The following is an 18,054-nucleotide window of genomic DNA, read 5'->3' on the forward strand; positions in this document are numbered from 1 at the left end:
CCGTTTCCATCACTGGAAGCGGGGCTGTATTTATGTCAGTAACAATTCCTTTAATCGACCGGGCGACGTTATGGTATACGTCGCAACGGTCTGACTCGTATGTTCGCTTATCAAACACGTCTTGATACCGGCACGATGTCCGGCTAAGACGTCGAGTTCCCGGTCTCCAATCATGATCGTCTCGTCTCGTGCCATCTGGTGCCGATCGATCAAGTACGTGACAGCTTCCGGATCCGGTTTTCGGGCGAATCCATCCGGTACTGTCAACACGTCTTGAAAATGATGCGTCATCCCATGTTTTGCAAGCAACGCATGAATCGATGTTCCGCGATGGGTGACGATATGATGCGTCGCACCTCTCGTCGATAACACCTCTAGCAGTTCACGGATTCCGAGAAACGGTTCAGACTGTTCTTGTTCGATGATCATCTTTTGTTGCTTGTAGTTCAGAATGAACGCTTCGGACACACCAAACGCCTCATACGTCGTTTTTGCCGAGATCGCCATCAGCTCTGCTACTTGCTCGCGTTCAACCGTTCGCCCCTCACGCTCGAGTAATTCCACGAACACATCGACTAACACCGGATATGTATCAAACAAGGTGCCATCAAAATCCCAAATGAAGTGTTTCAACATCTGCCTCTTCCTCTCCCGCTCTCTTGACGCCGACAAAGACGGCTTGCCCGTCCATCTCGACTTTCCATTTGCTGTGATCAAGACCTTCGCCAGAAATACGGATTCCGACCTGACCGGGTCGACCCACCTCGTGTCCTTGTTCGACGATGATCGCTGTTTCCGTTGCAAGTGGCTGGATGAATTTCCGGTAATAGACGCCCATCACACCACTCGCCGTTCCCGTAACCGGATCTTCGATGCTTCCTGCTCCCGTTGCTGAGAAGTGACGTCCGTGCATCGTCGCTTGTCGGTCATATGTATCGAAACAAATCGGATGAATCGAGGCTTGTGGGAAGTCGGTCAACACGGTGGCAAAGCGTTGGTTATCCGGCACCATCCGGTGAAAGTCCTCAAGTCGACGAATGGGGAGGAGCAGTGTCCAGTTCCCAGTACTGCCGTATACGATTGGCCATCGGTCATCGAGATGTTTCAATTCGAGACCGATTGCGGCTAGAACGTGCTTTATGTCACCGTCAAACTGATGTAATTGTGGTTGTCCTTGTTGCAAGCGAAACATTCCGATTGCTAAACGCATCACAGGCAAGATGCCTGACTTTGTCTCGATCTGACATATCGTAGATAAACGGATTTTTGAATCGAGTGCCGTTAATGCAGCGATCGTACCATGGCCGCATAAATCCATTTCCCGTTCCGGTGCAAAGTAGCGCATGCGGTAGTCCGCTTGCTCGGATGACAGGACGAACGTCGTCTCGGTAAAGCCGTTCGTACGAGCGATTCGTTGCATTTCCGACTCAGTCAATTGATCGGCGTCTAAGACGACCCCAGCTGGATTACCGCTTCCTGGCGTCGATGTAAACACATCATAATGTAGCGTCTCGATCATTTTTCTCTTCCTCTCTTTTCTAAATAGCGTTCAACGGATCGTAAGGCGCCTTCTAAGTGTCCACCATGACTCGGATCGGTCTCTGTTCCAATCAGTGAAATCGCTGCATGTTCCACTCCGAGATTAACGGCATGATATGCCGGGAAATCCACGAGCGGTGCTGCATCAGCTCGTGTTGCTGTCCAACTATCCGTCGACCAGTCTTTATACGCCCAACCAATCGACTGACGCGCTTGTTCACCGAACAGACGAACCAGCTGCGCGAGTAACGTTTCCTTGATTTCCGCCTCGGTCAATAACTGTCGTTCACGTGCCGGCGTCCGGAAAAAACCGAACAACGCTCCCGGTCCGTCTTGTGGGGAAGCGTCATGAATCTCTTGCACCATCCCAGTCCAGCTGATTGCCTGACCGGACCAGCCTGAATCACGCCAAAACGGTTTCTCGTAAAAAATCAGACATTTCGCTTGCTGCGCCATCCAGGTCGGTAATGCTGCGAGTTCATCCAGGACTGCTTCAGGTAAAGCTGGCACATACGATAGTCTTGCCGCTAGACGTGGTGGTAGTGCGAGAACGATCTCATCGAACGGTTGACTTTTCCTTCCTTTACTGACGACAATCCGGTTCGTGACATCAATCTGGCTGATCGGAGACTTGAGTCGAAGCGTTCCCGGTGTGAGTCGTGCAGCAAGTGCCGTAGCAACGGAGCGGATTCCATCACGAAGGCGAAGCGCCGTCGGTTGATTCGCAACTACATGTGACTCGATGCCGTCAGCCCGTTCGAGTCGAAGCGCTCCCGCCGCATATTGTTCTAGTGTCGGTAAATCGAATCGATGAATCAAATCGACCATCAGTGGTTCACTGTCCGACCAAAACCAGGTCGGTCCAAGATCAAACGCATATGATTGTCCTGCTAGGTTGAAATCAACCGTCTCAATTCTTCCGCCGATTCGGTCACGTGCTTCATAGATCGTCACGTCGTGTCCAAGCTCCTGTATACACGTCGCGAGATATAAACCACTAATTCCTGCTCCTATGATGGCAACGTTCATTTCACTTCATCCTCTCGATTTGAGATGCTTGTTTTAGTATACCGGAACACGTGAAAAAACAAGGACGAGACGTCCTTGCCTTAGGATGATTGCATTTGCTGCCAGTCGTCTTCTTCATAAATCGATTGAACCCATTCGATCGAAACATACAAGGATCGGGCAATCGCTTCGTCCGTTTTCCCCAGTTTTCGCAACAGATGGACGATCCGAATCCTTCGTTCGAGCTCCCGGTCATCCGGTATCAGTTCAGGCATCATCTTCTCTTCTCCTCTCCACTGAATCGGCGATGGTGTTTTCAAGAGAATACCCGATAATTATCTGAATATTCCGATCAATGTGCATAAGCAAGGATTTTTGATAAAATTCAGGGATAGATAACAGAAAGGAATTCATCGCTTTTTGTAGAAATATTTTGTAGAAATATATTGAATAGGCGCAACAGTAGGAATTCTTGCGTCAACCAAACAGAATAGGAGTATGCATATGATTAAACGTCAAGCACTATTTCGCCTGTCGATCGGCTTGCTGCTGATGGGTGTCTTTGGCGGTATCCTTTTAGATGCCATCGGCTTCTTTCCGCACACGACAGCTTACTTATTGAGCATCCCGATTGCTTCGAATAGCACGGAGTTTTGGCTAGGATGGATTTTATCCGGTATGACGATCACTGGGCTGGTCACGCTTTTCTTATCCTTACGTCATCATCAGGGATTGACGACGTTCGCCTGTCTCATGGCTGTCATTTTGACACCTTACGCATTTTAATGTTCACGTGGGCTTCAGATGACTGCCCCCAAAAAATGACGCGTCTTTTCACGCCCTTTCCTCAGGCGAGACACAAGCCAGTTTTCCCGCTCCGTTCGAGCAGGAAAACGGGTCTTGTTTGTCTCTGACAGCGCAAAATCGCGCTTTTTCCTGTAGGAGTGGCGTGTAATGCGTCATTTTTTATATCCAAAAGAAGGATCAAAGAAGCGTTTTGTTCACTCCATATCACTTTCTAGGGAAAATAAGCAAGAGCGACCCTGCAGCGAAGCGAAGCGATGCTAGTCCCAGGAAAACGATTCGAGATGAACAAAAAAGCGCAATCCTTTTCGTTAAAAAAAATTTACGCTTTGTCTTCAGTCTGAGGAGTTGACTTTTGAGTCAGCTCCATTTTTTACATACATGACGTAAAGTCTACTTTACAAAATGTAAACCCGACTTTACAATGTAAACAACTGGAAAGGAGGTCGTCAGATGAAACTGACGAACCATGTCCGCCTCTATCGTCAACAGCACAAGTGGACACAAGAGCAGTTCGCTGAACGAATCGGTGTGACACGACAAACCGTCATCTCACTTGAAAAAGGAAGCTATACACCGTCGCTCTTACTCGCGATGCAGATTGCCCGCGTCTTTGATTGCCCGATCGAGGAACTATTTCAATTAGAGGAGGAATCCTGATGAAACGTGTCGTCACTCAATCTTTACTTAATTGTTGTCTCTACTTTTTAGCTGCTTATCTCATTAGTGCCATTCATGCTAATCTGCAGTTATTTCAAGATGATCCTGTATCCGGTACGGGATTGTCGCTGAAATTAGATGTAATGGGTGTCCTTCCAGTGCTAGTGATTGCGATAGTCCTTTCGATCGTCAGCTATTTCTTACGAGAAGACCGTACACGTTCGTTCGCGACAGCAGAATTTTCCGACTCCGATGAACGTGAGGCACTGATCACCGGTAAAGCAACTCGTGCCGCGTATGTTGCTTTTATGATCAGCCTTCCCGTCCTAATGATTGCCTTTTTGTTTGAGCAACCGTTACTCCAACTGTATCCATCGTTTCCGTTCTATGCGATTGCTATTATCTTATCGATCGGAACACTTACGTACATGTCAGCTTGGATCGTGCACGTCCGGCGTTAAAATCATTTGTTGAACACATCATGGAGGGTGATTCATAAATTATTCTCTGCAAAGATAAGGGTGACAGAATAATCATCTATCATCCTTATCTCGTAAAAAAATGACTCGTCACACGCAACTCCGATAGGAAAAAGTGCAAAAAGGCGAATCATTCTTTTTTTGAGTCACCCTTTCGTATTGTTCTGACCCTAATTGAATTTTCATTTCTTCTCTCCTTAAATTTACAAATGATACCATTCCTGCCATAATGATAGCATATTCCATCTAGAACGGAGGATTACATATGCAGACGATGCACCACTCGTTCGATACGCAACGGTACCAGATTCGACCGGCTCGACTCAGTGACGCTGAAGCCCTCGCTGAACTCCGCCAAACGCTCGATGCGGAAACGGAATACTTCGACCGGATGCCTGGTGAGGACGTGATGACGGCGACGGATTTCGCAGATCAGTTACGCGATTCCTCGGTTCCGGATCGCATCCTCGTCGTCGAGCGCGAGGGACGACTCATCGCCTACGCCCGGTGTCGTGGTTTTCATTTAAAACGTTTCGCGCACAAGGCATCATTTGGACTCGGTGTACTTCAATCCGACTGGGGGCAAGGAATCGGTACCCAACTGCTGGAACGAATGATTGCTTGGGCAAAAGCGCAATCCCTGCAAAAAATTCAGCTCGAAGTCGTCGAGACGAACCTCGGCGCCATTCGCCTCTATCAGCGACATGGATTTCAAGAAGAAGGACGACTGCGTCATGACCGGTTATTATCGGATGGTTGCTTTTACGATACGGTGTTGATGGGCTTACAGCTATGAGTCTTTCATTGTCGATTGCGACATATAACATCTGGCATCACCCGCACAAACGACAAAAACGGTTCGAGGCGTTATGCGCGGAGATCAAGCAACACCAACCGGACATTCTCCTTCTGCAAGAAGTCATGTCGACGTTTCATCCGGATGAACCATTCGTCTCGATCGCTGAGCACCTCGCAGAGGCGACCGGTTATCCGTATTGGATGATGGATCCTTACATGGATTCACCAGATGAAGGACTTGCCATTCTGACGAAATTGCCGTTTGAACGAACGGATTCGAGTGCCGCTGCGACAGCAAACATCAACCACCACTGTGCGATTCGGATCCCGTTTTCGATTGACGGTGTTCGTTTTGCCGTGACGAACATTCATTTCAATTGGCGTGCTTCAGACATCCGACTCGATCAACTTCGATTCGTCAACGAATGGATTGCCTCACAGACGGATGACACGACGATCGAGTTCTTAGGCGGTGACTTTAATGATGGTCCAAACTCTGTTCTGCATCAAGCTGCGCTTAAGGAATGGGTCGATCTCGCCGGTAGTTTTGCCGCTCGTACAGGACAAATTGCCGCCGCGACGCTTGATTCCGTGACGAATCCGTACGTAAGGAAGAATGACGGCATTACAAGCCCCGTTCGATATGATTGGTTACTCTGTCAGCGTTCACTTTCACAGGTGACCTTACAGCACGTCCAGCTGATCGGAAATCATCGACTGCAGCATCACCTTGTACCGAGCGATCATTACGGTGTCCTCGCTCATGTGAAGCTACACTAAGACAACAGGTCTACACCCCTTATGGGCGCAGACCTGTTGTTTATTTTTTATATTCTTTTTCGGTTCCGTCTGAGAATTCGATTTCAACCTCTAAGCGAGAAGCATCCTGGATCGCAAACACACGTTCAACCTCACTGATGACCTCTTTTTCAGATGTATCCGCATCAATCTTTAAGTTCTTGAACTTCGCGTCGAGTTCCGTCATCGCGTCGTCTCCTTGCTTTTGCTCCCCTTTATAGCGATATTCCGCTTCCGTTCCGTCATTATCCCGATCATAACTAATATCAATGGCATCGTTATCCCCTTCAACGTCCGCTTCAATCGACAGACTGTTGAAGCCATAATCCGTGTCGGCATTTTTCGTTACCGTATCTTTGTCTTGCATCGTATCGTCGGTCGTGTTCGAATTCGTTGATCCTTCTTCGACCTTGTCCGTCGACGTTTCGTCGTTTCCGCAACCCGCAAGCATTAAACTCATCGCGAACAACGTTGCGACACCATATCCTGTTAAACGTTGTTTTTTCATTCCATCACATTCCCTTCTGCTGGAATCGGGTGTTCCTTTAACATCTTCGCAAAATGGTATAGGTTGGCAGCTAAAAACTGTGCGTGCCGCTTCGTAAAATCGTTGTTCCGTCCTGCTTCGATGTACGATGGTCCTGGTCCCGCTTCACCGACCCAGTAAGCATCGACGTTCGGCGGAATCGTAAAGCCGATATGCGACAGACCGTACAAGATGGAAGCAGACGCATGTTTAGCTCCATCTTCATTCCCCGTGACGATGACGCCACCGACCTTGTTGTAGTAGATTGCTTGTCCAAGATCGTTCGTCAGGCCGCTCCCTCCGTACAATCGTTCAATGACTTGCGTCGCAACACTACTTTTTTCACCCAACCAGAGCGGTGTTCCGATGACAACGATGTCCGCCCGCTTCACCTTTTCGAAAATCACGGGCCATTCATCCGCGTTGCCTTCGTCTTCCGTGACGCCGAACGCCACTTGGTGATCGACGATCCGGACAATTTCTGAAGTGACGTCCTCTTGTTTCCAATATGCAATCACGTCACGGATCAGCGCCTCCGTATTCGATGGTTCACGTGATGCTTTTAAGGTGCAGTTTAAAAATAAGGCGTGCAACATCCATCCATCCTCCTCCGTCATTTTAAGTAACATCATACGTCTTTAGTACTTTCCTTCTTCCATCGACGGATAAACTAAAAAACCCTCGCTTCAGCGAAGGCAGGTCATGCTAGAAGATTTGAAATGAACAATCAAGCGTGTAAACATCACTTCATTACCTGAGGTCATTTCGTCGCTCAAATAACAACGTGTCTCGCCAGACACCATGATGCTGTGCGATGGCACGTCGTCGACCGACTAGCTCGAACCCAAGTCGCTCATGCAGCCGTCTGCTTGCGATGTTTTCTGGGAACATGTGTGATTGAAGTGTCCATATCCCGTTGGCGTCCGCATAGGTGATCAACGCCTCCATTAAGAATCGTCCACCGCCGAGTCCTCGAGCGGAACGCTCTAGATATATACTGACTTCTCGAACGCCACGGTAGACATGACGTTCAGAAACACGTCCCAGTTTAGCCCAGCCAATCACTTTTCCACCTTGCTCTAGAACGAATCGTTCAGATTGCGTCAGCGTTGTCCACCACTCTTGCTCATGAATCATCGTTTCGAACGTCGCGTTCCCTTCTTCTACTCCTTGACGATAGATGGCTAACACAGTGCTACGATCTTTCTCTTCCATCGAACGAACAAGCATCCAATTCCCCCTTTCCTTATTTAAAATTGAATATGAGAAAATCATATATTTATTATTTGCAATTTGCAAGTTTATATCGTATAACTGATTCATAAGCAAAATAGAGAAAGGAGAGCTATACATGAATGAAACTCGTGAATTATTTCAAACGTTCACCCGGCGCTTCGGATTATTGAATAAGAATTGTTGTGCCGTCCTAGATGAAGAGATATCTCTCGTTCAAAGTCATCTGCTGTATCAGGTTGCCAAACATCCTGACTCGGCAATGCAAGAAATTGCTGACCAACTCGCTCTTGATATCACTACGTTCAGCAGACAAGTACAAACATTGATTAAGCGGGACCTACTCGTAAAGCGTCCCGCGATCAACGATCGGCGAATTCACCTACTTCGCCTGTCCGAGAAAGGATTACGTGTTGCTCAAGCCATTGACGAAGAGATGAACACGTATCTTGATTCCATCTTCTCATCAATGACTTCCTTCGAAAAAGCACATGTCCTCCAGGCAATCGACTTGCTGAACACGAAGATGGGCGAGAGTGACGTCTGCTGTAAACCATGTCTCTAATACTTGCAACTTACAAATAAAAAGGAGGTTTTATTCATGTCATACGCTTCTTCCCACCCCATCGTCATCATCGGTGCCGGTCCGATCGGTCTTTCAGCTGCAGCTCAACTTGTAGTGGAAGGTCAATCGTTTTTACTATTTGAGAAAGGTCCTTCGGTTGCCCACCATATCAAACAATGGGAACACGTTCGGATGTTTTCGACGTGGCAATACAATATTAGTGACGCAGCACGTCACTTGCTCGAGCTGACGGACTGGATTGCACCAGCAAACGATACTGTGCCGACCGGAACTGAATTGATCAAACAATACCTTGCCCCACTTGCTGCATTACCGGAAATTGCTCCCTCTCTACATTTCCAACATAAGATTCTCTCGATCTCACGGGCAGGTCTAGACAAGATGACGAATGCCTCACGTGATGTAACACCGTTCGAATTAGTCATAGACACGCCGAACGGACGTAAACATATTCTCGCTCGCGCGGTCATCGATGCGTCTGGCGTCCTCGGGCGACCAAACCCTGCAATCAGTTCCGGACATCGAGTCGAAATTGAGCAGAACTTATCTGTCCGGTATTCGATCGTAGATGCGAAACGTGATACTGTTGTTTTCGCTAATCAATCCGTCGCTGTCATCGGTAGCGGGCACTCGGCTTTGAACTCGCTCCTTGAACTCGTTTCCATTAAAGAGCAACACCCTGAAACGGAGATTCATTGGATCCTTCGCAAATCTGACCCCGTTCAAGCTTACGGAGGAGAAGACAAGGATGCACTGGAAGGTCGCGGGGCACTCGGTTCGCGTATCCGTCAGCTCGTTGAACGAGATCAGATTAGGGTTCACTCCAGCTTCAAGACCCAATCCATTGAATCGAAAGGAAAGTCGTTTGACATCACTGCTCAAGATGGTCGGTCTCTCCATCATATCAATCAGTTGATCGTCAATGCAGGAAGTCGACCCGACTTTTCGTTCCTCGAGGAAGTACGGCTTGACATCGACCCTGTCACCGAGAGTAGTCGAATACTTGCTCCTCTGATTGATCCGAACCTTCATAGTTGCGGGACTGTCCGTCCACATGGGGAAGCGGAGTTACGTCATCCAGATCACGGACTTTATCTGGTCGGTGCGAAGAGTTACGGTCGTGCTCCGACCTTCCTGCTTGCGACCGGTTATGAACAAGTTCGATCAATCGTCGCTTTTCTTGTCGGAGACGAGGCACGTGCGAAGCAGGTCAAGTTATCATTACCAGAGACGGGTGTGTGCAACGTTTCTCTGCCACAATCATCGACTTCCTGTTGTTCTTAAATATATACATCGGACCAGTCTTAGACAGGTCCGATTTTTTCTGCCAACTCAATAATCACGCCTTCTGGCCCTCTTACGTAACATAAGCGATACTCATTTTCGTAATTCGCGACGTCGCCAATCGACTGATATCCATTGTCCGCTAAACGTTCGACGAGCGCGGCGAGTTCTGTTACTTCAAAACAGAGATGACGCAATCCACTCGCATGGACGGATTGGATTACGGAAGCCGTGTCACGCGGGTGTTTGAACCGAACGAGTTCGAGCCATATCGGTTCACTTGGTAATCCGAGTGCAGCACACTCCGTCTCCGCTCCCTCTAGATTCAATAAACGATCGAGTAACTCTCCTTTCATCTCCCAACGTCCGCGTACTTCGAGACCACAAAGTGAAAAAAAGTAAATCGCTTCTTCTAGATTCAAGACGTTCAGGCTGATATGATCCGTTCGTTTAATCGACATACGTCACTCCTCCTCATGTGTGTCAAAATGTTGTCAAACCGTTGACAGACTGCACATCAAGAGCGTTTCGACGTGGTGTCTGAAGTTTGTATCGTCAGTAAAATAAAAGTATGAAAGGTCGTGTCCACTTACGAAAAGGAGTCGAAACAACATGGAAGACGTTAACCTTCTCGTCCTTGCGACCCAGTACATGTTCTGGGTCGGATTCGTCGGAATGGCCGCCGGTACGCTCTATTTTCTCGTCGAACGAAATTCCCTTGCCCCGGAATACCGCTCAACCGCAACAGTCGCTGCTCTCGTCACGTTCGTCGCTGCGATTCATTACTATTTCATGAAGCAAGCTGTCGGGGAATCGGGTTTGTTGTCGGAGATCGATGGTTTTCCGACTGAAATCCGCTACATCGATTGGCTCGTGACGACGCCTCTCTTGCTGATCAAGTTTCCGCTGTTACTCGGTTTAAAAGGTGGGAAAGGGCGTTCCCTTCTGACGAAACTCGTCATCGCGGACATCATCATGATCATCGGTGGTTACATCGGAGAGTCGTCCATCAATCTAGCGGGTGGCTTCACGCAACTCGGTCTTTGGGCATACGTCGTCGGTTGTATCGCATGGTTTTATATCATTTATCTCTTGTTCACGAACGTCACGAAAGCCGCTGAAGATAAGCCTGCCCCGATTCGTAAAGCCTTGCTGCAGATGCGCTTGTTCATCTTGATCGGATGGGCGATCTATCCGGTCGGTTACGCGGTCACCTTGTTTGCACCCGGCATCGAGATACAACTCGTCCGCGAATTGATCTATAACTTCGCTGACTTGATCAACAAGGTCGGATTTGGTCTGATTGCCTTCTTCGCCGTCAAGACGATGTCTGCTACGAAAAATTTGAAATCGACTTAATCAAAAGGGGCTGACTCAAAAGTCAGTCTCTACAAAGATAAGGGTGGCAGAATAATGATCTGCCTCCCTTATTTAGTAACAAAAAGAATGACACGTCACACGCCACTCCTACAGGAACAAGCGCATTTATGCGCTGTCAGAGACGAACAAGACCCGATTTCCTGCTTAAATGAAGCAGGAAAACTGGCTTGTGTCTCGCCTGAGGAAAGGGCGTAAAAAGACGCGTCATTCTTTTTTTGAGTCAGCCTCTTCATTTGAATTCATGCTGTAAATCCTGTGGAAATCCTCCGTTTTTAAAGGTGAAACTTGACAGCCTAATCCGGTTCCCATCCATATCTAGAAAATAAGTTACGTTAGGTTCATTTGCAAATTCGACTTCAATTGAAGCCGGATTCGCCGAAGACTCATACGAAAATTTTTGTGTTTTTGTAGTGTAGACTTCATCCGGGAATTGCCGTGCTAATTCTATCTTAAGCAATTTCTCATCCTCAGCAATCTGTTGATTGACGAGCGTCGGTCGGATGTACCAAAATGAACTACACCCGATTGCCACCAAACCAAGCAAAATCAAGCCATACCGCTTCCAACGCTGCGGCAGGAATATCACGCCGCAACCGATTACGAGTAGTGTAAAAACGATCGTCATCCCTTCGATTATGAAATTTGGTACCATCTCATTCACTCCTTTCGTTCTATCCTCGACTAGAAAACCGTGGTATGATCAATTTCTATGACAAAAAATAGGAGGTCTACGATGCGAAAGATCATTTTGATTGGTTCTGGTGGATCCGGTAAATCGACGCTTGCCCGCGAGATGGGCAAAAAACTCAGCTATCCTGTTGATCACCTCGACAGTTTATTATGGCGTCCGAACTGGGAGACAGTTTCGCGTGAGGAACAACGCCAGATTCAACAAACACTTATATCGCGCGACACGTGGATCATCGACGGTAATTACGGTGGAACGCTTGATTTACGAATTGATGCCGCCGATACGATCATCTTCCTTGACCTACCACGGACACTCTGTCTGTACCGGGCATTGAAAAGGACATGGCGCTATCGCAAGACCGGTCGACCGGATATGGCGGCAGGCTGTCCCGAGAAACTATCGTTCGATTTTCTGAAATGGATTTGGCGTTTCCCGATCGATAAGCGACCGAGTATTCTTTCAACGCTTACAGCGACGTCCGATAAACAAGTCATCCATCTGACGTCCCGTCGTGCTGTCAAACAATTTCTTCAATCACTTTCATAACATCTATCTGCTGCTACTTAACCTGTACATACGACGCCACACGCTTACTCCCCTGCTTGTTTTCCATTCATTACCACAAATAAAAAAACGACCATGATGAATTACCTCATGGTCGTCGTTCAATATCTTACACGGTGAATCTGCCTGTGACTTGTTTTAAATCATCTGCCATCGTCGCGAGTGATTGGGACGCGGATGAGATTTCTTCCATCGATGCCATCTGCTCCTCCGTCGAAGCGGAGATGTTTTGTGTTCCGGCAGCAGTCCCTTCCGTCACTGCTTGAATCGTTCGCATGACGGAGGCAATCTGCTCACTCGCTGCCGCCATTTCCTGTACGGCACCGGACACTTCTTCGACGTGCCCTGTCACGTCGGTGATCGCTGTCTCGATTTCTAAGAATGAGGCACCGGCTTGATCAGCGACGGCAATTCCACTCGTCATCTCGGTCGAAACCTTCTCCATCGAGGCGACCGATGCTTCCGTCTCTTGTTGAATGACACGAATCAACGACTCGATCTGTTTTGCCGAGACCGCCGACTGCTCCGCGAGCGTCTTGACTTCCGCTGCGACGACGGCGAATCCGCGTCCTTGTTCGCCAGCACGCGCTGCTTCGATTGCTGCGTTTAACGCGAGCAAGTTCGTCTGTGCCGCGACACCTTTGATCGAATCCGTGATTTGTCCGATTTCCTGCGATCGGTTACCAAGACCGTCAATGACGTGGCTCAGTCGAGAAACATCTTCTTGAATCCGTCCCATTTGGGTACCGAGTGTTCCGACGACTTGACCACCGAGTGCGACTTTTTCCATCGCATCCGCTGTGCGTTCCGTCATTTGTTGGGCATTACCGGCGACGTAACGGACCGACGTCGTCAACTCTTCGATCGTCCGTGAGGCATCCGATACTTGATGCAATTGTTGACTAGCACCGCTTGCCATCTCTTCCATCGTCACGGCGACCATTTCCGTTGCTTTCGTCGTCGATTCCGCGTTGACGCTCAACTCATCCGATGCGACAGCGACGCGGTCAGCCGTACCGGTTAGTTCAAGCACGACTTGTTGCTGTGACGCAATCATCTCGTTGAAGGACGTCGTCAACTGTCCAAGCTCGTCTTTTGAGTCGTATGTTCCACGGACGGTCAAGTCCCCGTTCCCTGATTGATCCATCCACCCCTGCAATTGACGAATCGGACGCGTGATGAGACGTGTAATGTACATTGCAAGTCCTGCAAACAAGAGGACCGCGAGTAAAAAGATGCCGAGCATTAAGTAAAAGGCCGTTTGTTTTTCTGCTTGATTCTGAGCGTCTAACGTCTTCGCTTGTTTTGTCATCGAAGCCATCAACGACTTCGCAGAATCCGCGACGTTATCCCGAACTTGTTCCAGACCTTGCGTGTATGCCGTATAGGCTTCTTCGGTTTCGTTGCGCGTCGCCGCATCCTGGACGATTGTCATCGAATTATCATAGGCTAGGACGTTATCCTTTAATTCTTCAAGCTGTTTCTTCTCTTTAGCATCGAATTGCCCTGTTTTTTCGACCTTCGTGACCGACGAACGAATCTGCGCCTGACGCGTATCGATCTCAGCTTGCAGTTCCGTGACCCGCGTATCGTCCTTCGTTAACATCATCTCGACTAAAAACGAATCGAGCGCGCGTGTATCGATCCGGATTTGCGCCACTTCCTGGATCGGTATTAAGTTTTTCTGATACATCGCTCGGGAAGCATTCGACATCTGATTTAAGAAATAAAGTCCTGCTCCCGCAATCAAAAGCATCGCAACGACGGCTGTTGCGATCAAAGCTTGTATCTTCCGTCTGACTGACATGTGTTTCATTCCATCCCCTCCCGTTTTTGTTATCGGTTTAAGAATGAAAAAGTTGACTATTTTTTCAATATTCCCATACTTTAGATGTGCTTTGGTAAAGACTTACCGTACGACTTTCTCCCTCACGTTCGATATAATCAGCATACAGCAGTTGAAGAAAGGATGAATCGTATGCAACGTGTAGCCAATGAGATCACGCAATTCCGCGGCAGTCATTATGAGTTCGGTCGCGAACAAGGGCGTTACGTCAAACGAAACCAGTTGCTCCATAACCGGGAAGACAACTGGAAAATCCGTGTTCCGCGCTTTCAAGTCGATCCGGTCGAGACGAAGGAGATGTTTCTCCGGTACGCCCCGCATATTTGGGACGAGTTACTTGGACTCCAGGACGAACTTGAACTGTCGCTTCCGGATACGTTACTCCATTTCGGGCATTATCGGGTCGAAGGACCGAAAAGCGGTTGTTCGATCATGACAGGTGATAATTTCCTCGTCCGCAACTATGATTACCATCCGATGACATATGATGGTCGATTTTCCGTCTTTCAACCGAATGATGGTGGCTCAGCAATCATCGGTCCCGCATCGCGGGTAACCGGTAGGATGGACGGGATGAATGAACATGGTCTTGCAATGGGCTATAACTTCATCAACCGTCGTCGTCCGGGCGATGGGTTCGTCAGTTTCATGATCGGGCGGATCATCCTCGAGATGTGCACGTCGGTCGACGACGCGATCTCACTCGTCAAGGAAATTCCACATCGCGGATCGTTCACGTACGTCGTCCACGATAAATCGGCGCGTTCGTTCGTCATCGAGGCGACGGCACGCGACGTCCAAGTGCGGGAATCGAACATGTGCACCAATCACTTCGATTTGCTACAACACGAAAACCGCTATCATCTGGATGACTCGAAACGTCGGATGATGGAGTTGAAGACCCATCAACACATGATTCAAGATGCGGAGTCCGCTTTCCGACTACTCAACGATACCGATAAAGGCGTCTTCGCTGATTTATATGCCCAGTGGGCGGGAACGATTCATACGTCTGCCTACTTCCCGGAAGAGTTGAAGGTCTGGTTCGCGCTCGGTGGTGATCAGGAACCAGTCACGTTCGACTTTGCCGACTGGCTCGCTGGCAATGACTTTACAGCAAGCGAGATCACGGGAGAACTGGAGACGAATATCCAGTTCGCGAATACATTACAAACATGGCGTTAAACAAAAAGGATTCCTCCTGCTTGCGCAAGAGGAATCTTTTTTAATGGCTGTCATCGAGACGTTTCGACATATAATAATCCGTTTTTTCATACCCAAGCGAGTCATAGACATGAATCGCCCGTTCGTTATGCGCGAAGACATGTAAGGAAATTTTCTTGACGTTCATCCGTTTTAATATCACTTCTAGTGATCGGAGCGCTTTCTTGCCGTAGCCTTGGTTCTGCTTGTCGGACGTAATCTTGACGTCGAAGATGAAGGCGGAACGTCCGCGTGATTCTTCCGTCACATGGACCCAAACCATCCCGATGTCGCTATCTGTCTCATCACGAAACGTAAACAAATAATGATCCTTCGTTTTCAGACCTTCTGGCAACAGCGCCGCGAACTCTTCAGTCGCCTTCTCAAGCGACTCGTTCTCTGACCACGTACCAGCGCGACACTTATCTGCCGCATACTCCTCAATTGCGACCGGTAAGTAAGCGTCATACGTCGCTTGATTCATTGGCTCGATGCGCATGCTGCCACCTCCTGTGTTTTCGTCCAGTCCCGTCGTAACATCGCATAGACCTGGATGTCGTGATAAGTCCCGTACAATTTCTCAGCGTCCCGTAAGACGCCTTCTTCCGTGAAACCGAGTCGTTCCGGGATTCGTCTGCTTCGGACGTTTCCGGTCGCACACTCGATGACGACACGGTTTAAGCCGAGCGTCTCGAAACAATAGTTCGTGATGAACCGGACGACGTCCGTCATGACGCCTTTTCGAAGGTCCTTTTCCCCTAAGTAATAGCCAATCGACGTTTGCCCGAGATGCCGATTAATCTCATGTAAACTAATCGTTCCGACGAGCTCGTCATGAAGATAAATGCCACATGTAAAGCCGTTGCCATCGGCGAATTGTTGCAGCCATGCTGGAATGACGATCTCCTGATATGTAATAGTCTCTGTTGCACCATCGACCCAACCGAGCCATTCGCGGAGATGTGCGCGATTGGCATCGACGAGGGCGAATAATCCTTCCGCATGGTGCCGTTCAAACAATTGAAGCGATACGTGATCGGATACTTGTAATCTGAACATGACCTCTCTCCTTTCTAGTACCTGTTGTTTGACATCACGTCGACGTTTCCCTGCTTGACGTCACGTTCCATTCCATTCGTCTCGAGCGGACAGCCATTCCAAGTGCCTCGTAAAAGGCGATCGCTTCTTGATTGGCGTCATCGACGCCGAGTTCGATTTTGTCACAGCCGATCGTTTCCGCATGTGCGTAAGCGGCTTGCATCAATCGTTTCCCGACGCCTTGTTTTTGATGCGTATCCGCAACGACGAGGCTGATGATGCGTAAGTAATGCTTATCGAAGACGAAGCCGCTCCCTTCGACGATGTCTTCCTTTAGGACGATCACACCGGCAAGCCCGTCTAGTTCCGCAACGAGTAATGCAAAATCCGGATTCTCGAGTTGCGACAGAAATAAGTCTTCCGGAACCGGCATCTCGTGCGGACGGTAATGATCGGGTCGTAACGCGACGTGTTGATCGTGGATTTGCTGGAACAATGGAATCAATGCCTGAAAATCGTCAGGTCGAGCAGTGCGGATATTCATCAGAAGTTCGCTCCCTTTCCGTTTTGTAGTATATTAACATATTATTCCAAAGTATAGGGGTACTTTTTATACAAAAAGGCACTCCGTTTACCGGAATGCCGTCTCTCACTTAAATTGCTTTTGTAAAGTCTCGCGCTGTCTCCGTTAACGTCGATGCCGCACTTTGAACGTCATGGAAGCGATCGACCGTTTCTGCGACGACCGTGACGCTTGCTTGTGCATCCGACGTTGCTTGCGTCATCGCACGGGCAATCCGCTGCAGTTCATCATTCATTCGCTGCGTCGTTTGCCGGACATCGACGACGGCTTGTTCGACGAGCTTTGAGAGATTTCGGACTTCCGTCGCGACGACATTGAATCCTTTGCCGTGTTCTCCGGCTCGCGCTGCCTCGATCGATGCATTCAGTGACAATAGATTCGTCTGTGACGCAATTGTTTTGATCGTCTCAGTCACTTGAGCGATGTCCTGTGCCTGGCGTTGCAGCCGTTCAATCGTCTGATGGTTATCACGGGTCGTCTCGGCCATCTGTTCGATTGTTCGTCGTAACGCTTCGCTTTCCTGCTCGCCATGCGTCGATCGCGTATTCAAATCACTAGCAATCGTGTCAAACGAAGTCGCGAACTTTTGAATCGTCTGCTGACGATCCGTAATATCGGAGGCAATCTTCAAGACACCGGTCACTTCCGTTCCATCGTAAATCGGCATATAGGTTGCTTCTAGCCAAATCGACTGACCATGCGCATCGATGCGTTCAATTTTATCTGCCGTACTGAAGCCACTAAACAGCTTCTGCCAAAATGCTTGGTAACTGTCACTCATTGCAAACTCCGTCGTGCAGAAGAGATGATGCTGCATCCCGATCATCTCTTCTCGTTTATACTTCATCGTCTTTGCGAACAAACCATTGACATCGACGACACGACGTTGCCGATCGAATCGAATCATCGCGACATTATCTCGCAGGGAGGCTAAAATATCTTGGGATCCTAGGTCGGTTGAAAGTTGGGTGGTCATGATTACAAGCTCCTCTCGCCATCTACCTCCTGTTACAGGCTATCCAAGATATTACAAA

At 48.6% G+C, this 18,054-nt stretch carries 24 protein-coding genes; 10 read left to right on the top strand and 14 right to left on the bottom strand.

Annotation, left to right across the window (positions count from 1 at the left end):
• Positions 1–30: 30 nt before the first annotated feature.
• The 4 genes from KNQ06_RS06870 to KNQ06_RS06885 form a co-directional block, all read right to left on the bottom strand.
• Entirely contained in the window at positions 31–636 is a 606-nt protein-coding gene (locus KNQ06_RS06870; RefSeq protein ID WP_215147676.1) for an HAD-IA family hydrolase, read from the bottom strand.
• Complete coding sequence (locus KNQ06_RS06875) at positions 608–1,519, bottom strand: PhzF family phenazine biosynthesis protein (protein ID WP_215147677.1); 912 nt, start codon at positions 1,517–1,519, stop codon at positions 608–610. The genes KNQ06_RS06870 and KNQ06_RS06875 overlap by 29 nt, the downstream gene beginning before the upstream one ends.
• Positions 1,516–2,568, bottom strand: coding sequence for a flavin monoamine oxidase family protein (locus tag KNQ06_RS06880; protein WP_215147678.1), 1,053 nt, complete (start codon positions 2,566–2,568; stop codon positions 1,516–1,518). The genes KNQ06_RS06875 and KNQ06_RS06880 overlap by 4 nt, the downstream gene beginning before the upstream one ends.
• A gap of 80 nt (positions 2,569–2,648) precedes the next feature.
• On the bottom strand, positions 2,649–2,825 hold the full coding sequence (locus KNQ06_RS06885) for a hypothetical protein (protein WP_169738094.1): 177 nt from the start codon (positions 2,823–2,825) through the stop codon (positions 2,649–2,651).
• A gap of 226 nt (positions 2,826–3,051) precedes the next feature.
• On the opposite strand from KNQ06_RS06885, the gene KNQ06_RS06890 reads away from it, so the two are divergent.
• The 5 genes from KNQ06_RS06890 (at position 3,052) to KNQ06_RS06910 (ending at position 6,068) form a co-directional block, all read left to right on the top strand.
• On the top strand, positions 3,052–3,333 hold the full coding sequence (locus tag KNQ06_RS06890) for a hypothetical protein (protein ID WP_149427343.1): 282 nt from the start codon (positions 3,052–3,054) through the stop codon (positions 3,331–3,333).
• A gap of 471 nt (positions 3,334–3,804) precedes the next feature.
• Positions 3,805–4,011, top strand: a complete 207-nt coding sequence (locus KNQ06_RS06895) for a helix-turn-helix transcriptional regulator (RefSeq protein ID WP_023468270.1) — start codon at positions 3,805–3,807, stop codon at positions 4,009–4,011.
• Positions 4,011–4,472, top strand: a complete 462-nt coding sequence (locus KNQ06_RS06900) for a hypothetical protein (RefSeq protein ID WP_215147679.1) — start codon at positions 4,011–4,013, stop codon at positions 4,470–4,472. Before KNQ06_RS06895 ends, KNQ06_RS06900 begins: the two co-directional genes overlap by 1 nt.
• A 283-nt stretch (positions 4,473–4,755) precedes the next feature.
• Positions 4,756–5,286, top strand: coding sequence for a GNAT family N-acetyltransferase (locus tag KNQ06_RS06905; RefSeq protein WP_214770027.1), 531 nt, complete (start codon positions 4,756–4,758; stop codon positions 5,284–5,286).
• Entirely contained in the window at positions 5,283–6,068 is a 786-nt protein-coding gene (locus KNQ06_RS06910) for an endonuclease/exonuclease/phosphatase family protein (protein WP_149427339.1), read from the top strand. The genes KNQ06_RS06905 and KNQ06_RS06910 overlap by 4 nt, the downstream gene beginning before the upstream one ends.
• 40 nt (positions 6,069–6,108) lie before the next feature.
• On the opposite strand, the gene KNQ06_RS06915 is transcribed toward KNQ06_RS06910, so the two are convergent.
• The 3 genes from KNQ06_RS06915 to KNQ06_RS06925 all read right to left on the bottom strand — a co-directional run bounded on the left by KNQ06_RS06915 (position 6,109) and on the right by KNQ06_RS06925 (position 7,842).
• Positions 6,109–6,594, bottom strand: a complete 486-nt coding sequence (locus tag KNQ06_RS06915) for a YusW family protein (RefSeq protein ID WP_244290134.1) — start codon at positions 6,592–6,594, stop codon at positions 6,109–6,111.
• Positions 6,591–7,208 carry a flavodoxin family protein gene (locus KNQ06_RS06920; protein WP_149427338.1) on the bottom strand — a complete coding sequence of 206 codons (618 nt, stop codon included), beginning with the start codon at positions 7,206–7,208 and terminating at the stop codon, positions 6,591–6,593. The genes KNQ06_RS06915 and KNQ06_RS06920 overlap by 4 nt, the downstream gene beginning before the upstream one ends.
• Positions 7,209–7,362: 154 nt before the next feature.
• On the bottom strand, positions 7,363–7,842 hold the full coding sequence (locus tag KNQ06_RS06925) for a GNAT family N-acetyltransferase (RefSeq protein WP_149427337.1): 480 nt from the start codon (positions 7,840–7,842) through the stop codon (positions 7,363–7,365).
• 121 nt (positions 7,843–7,963) lie between these two features.
• Here KNQ06_RS06925 and KNQ06_RS06930 point away from each other — a divergent pair, with 121 nt between their 5' ends.
• Together KNQ06_RS06930 and KNQ06_RS06935 are read left to right on the top strand one after the other, a co-directional pair.
• Entirely contained in the window at positions 7,964–8,410 is a 447-nt protein-coding gene (locus tag KNQ06_RS06930; RefSeq protein WP_023468262.1) for a MarR family winged helix-turn-helix transcriptional regulator, read from the top strand.
• A 36-nt stretch (positions 8,411–8,446) separates the two neighbouring features.
• Positions 8,447–9,715 (top strand): NAD(P)-binding domain-containing protein, encoded by a 1,269-nt coding sequence (locus tag KNQ06_RS06935; protein ID WP_214770019.1) that lies wholly within the window; start codon positions 8,447–8,449, stop codon positions 9,713–9,715.
• Positions 9,716–9,735: 20 nt separating this feature from the next.
• On the opposite strand, the gene KNQ06_RS06940 is transcribed toward KNQ06_RS06935, so the two are convergent.
• Complete coding sequence (locus KNQ06_RS06940) at positions 9,736–10,176, bottom strand: VOC family protein (RefSeq protein WP_214804892.1); 441 nt, start codon at positions 10,174–10,176, stop codon at positions 9,736–9,738.
• 151 nt (positions 10,177–10,327) lie between these two features.
• Between KNQ06_RS06940 and KNQ06_RS06945 the strand changes: the two genes are divergently transcribed.
• Positions 10,328–11,074 (top strand): bacteriorhodopsin, encoded by a 747-nt coding sequence (locus KNQ06_RS06945; protein ID WP_214770013.1) that lies wholly within the window; start codon positions 10,328–10,330, stop codon positions 11,072–11,074.
• A gap of 250 nt (positions 11,075–11,324) precedes the next feature.
• Here the strand turns inward: KNQ06_RS06945 and KNQ06_RS06950 are convergent, their stop codons facing one another.
• Positions 11,325–11,747: a hypothetical protein gene (locus tag KNQ06_RS06950; protein WP_149427333.1), complete on the bottom strand. Its 423-nt coding sequence runs from the start codon at positions 11,745–11,747 to the stop codon at positions 11,325–11,327.
• Between the two features lie 81 nt (positions 11,748–11,828).
• Between KNQ06_RS06950 and KNQ06_RS06955 the strand changes: the two genes are divergently transcribed.
• A complete protein-coding gene (locus KNQ06_RS06955; RefSeq protein ID WP_149427332.1) occupies positions 11,829–12,332 on the top strand; it encodes a DNA topology modulation protein in 504 nt (167 codons plus the stop codon).
• 127 nt (positions 12,333–12,459) lie between these two features.
• Here KNQ06_RS06955 and KNQ06_RS06960 read toward each other — a convergent pair whose 3' ends face one another.
• Entirely contained in the window at positions 12,460–14,166 is a 1,707-nt protein-coding gene (locus KNQ06_RS06960) for a methyl-accepting chemotaxis protein (protein ID WP_214723142.1), read from the bottom strand.
• A 162-nt stretch (positions 14,167–14,328) separates the two neighbouring features.
• Between KNQ06_RS06960 and KNQ06_RS06965 the strand changes: the two genes are divergently transcribed.
• Entirely contained in the window at positions 14,329–15,381 is a 1,053-nt protein-coding gene (locus KNQ06_RS06965) for a C45 family autoproteolytic acyltransferase/hydrolase (RefSeq protein ID WP_023468255.1), read from the top strand.
• Positions 15,382–15,421: 40 nt separating this feature from the next.
• Here KNQ06_RS06965 and KNQ06_RS06970 read toward each other — a convergent pair whose 3' ends face one another.
• The 4 genes from KNQ06_RS06970 to KNQ06_RS17090 all read right to left on the bottom strand — a co-directional run bounded on the left by KNQ06_RS06970 (position 15,422) and on the right by KNQ06_RS17090 (position 17,996).
• Positions 15,422–15,898, bottom strand: coding sequence for a GNAT family N-acetyltransferase (locus tag KNQ06_RS06970; RefSeq protein WP_064300945.1), 477 nt, complete (start codon positions 15,896–15,898; stop codon positions 15,422–15,424).
• Positions 15,880–16,458 carry a GNAT family N-acetyltransferase gene (locus KNQ06_RS06975; protein WP_215084254.1) on the bottom strand — a complete coding sequence of 193 codons (579 nt, stop codon included), beginning with the start codon at positions 16,456–16,458 and terminating at the stop codon, positions 15,880–15,882. The genes KNQ06_RS06970 and KNQ06_RS06975 overlap by 19 nt, the downstream gene beginning before the upstream one ends.
• A gap of 34 nt (positions 16,459–16,492) precedes the next feature.
• Entirely contained in the window at positions 16,493–16,981 is a 489-nt protein-coding gene (locus tag KNQ06_RS06980; RefSeq protein ID WP_215147681.1) for a GNAT family N-acetyltransferase, read from the bottom strand.
• 109 nt (positions 16,982–17,090) lie between these two features.
• Entirely contained in the window at positions 17,091–17,996 is a 906-nt protein-coding gene (locus KNQ06_RS17090) for a methyl-accepting chemotaxis protein (RefSeq protein WP_133208597.1), read from the bottom strand.
• Positions 17,997–18,054 lie beyond the last annotated feature (58 nt).

This window comes from Exiguobacterium sp. s91 (assembly GCF_018618915.1).
Lineage (GTDB): Bacteria > Bacillota > Bacilli > Exiguobacteriales > Exiguobacteriaceae > Exiguobacterium_A > Exiguobacterium_A abrahamii.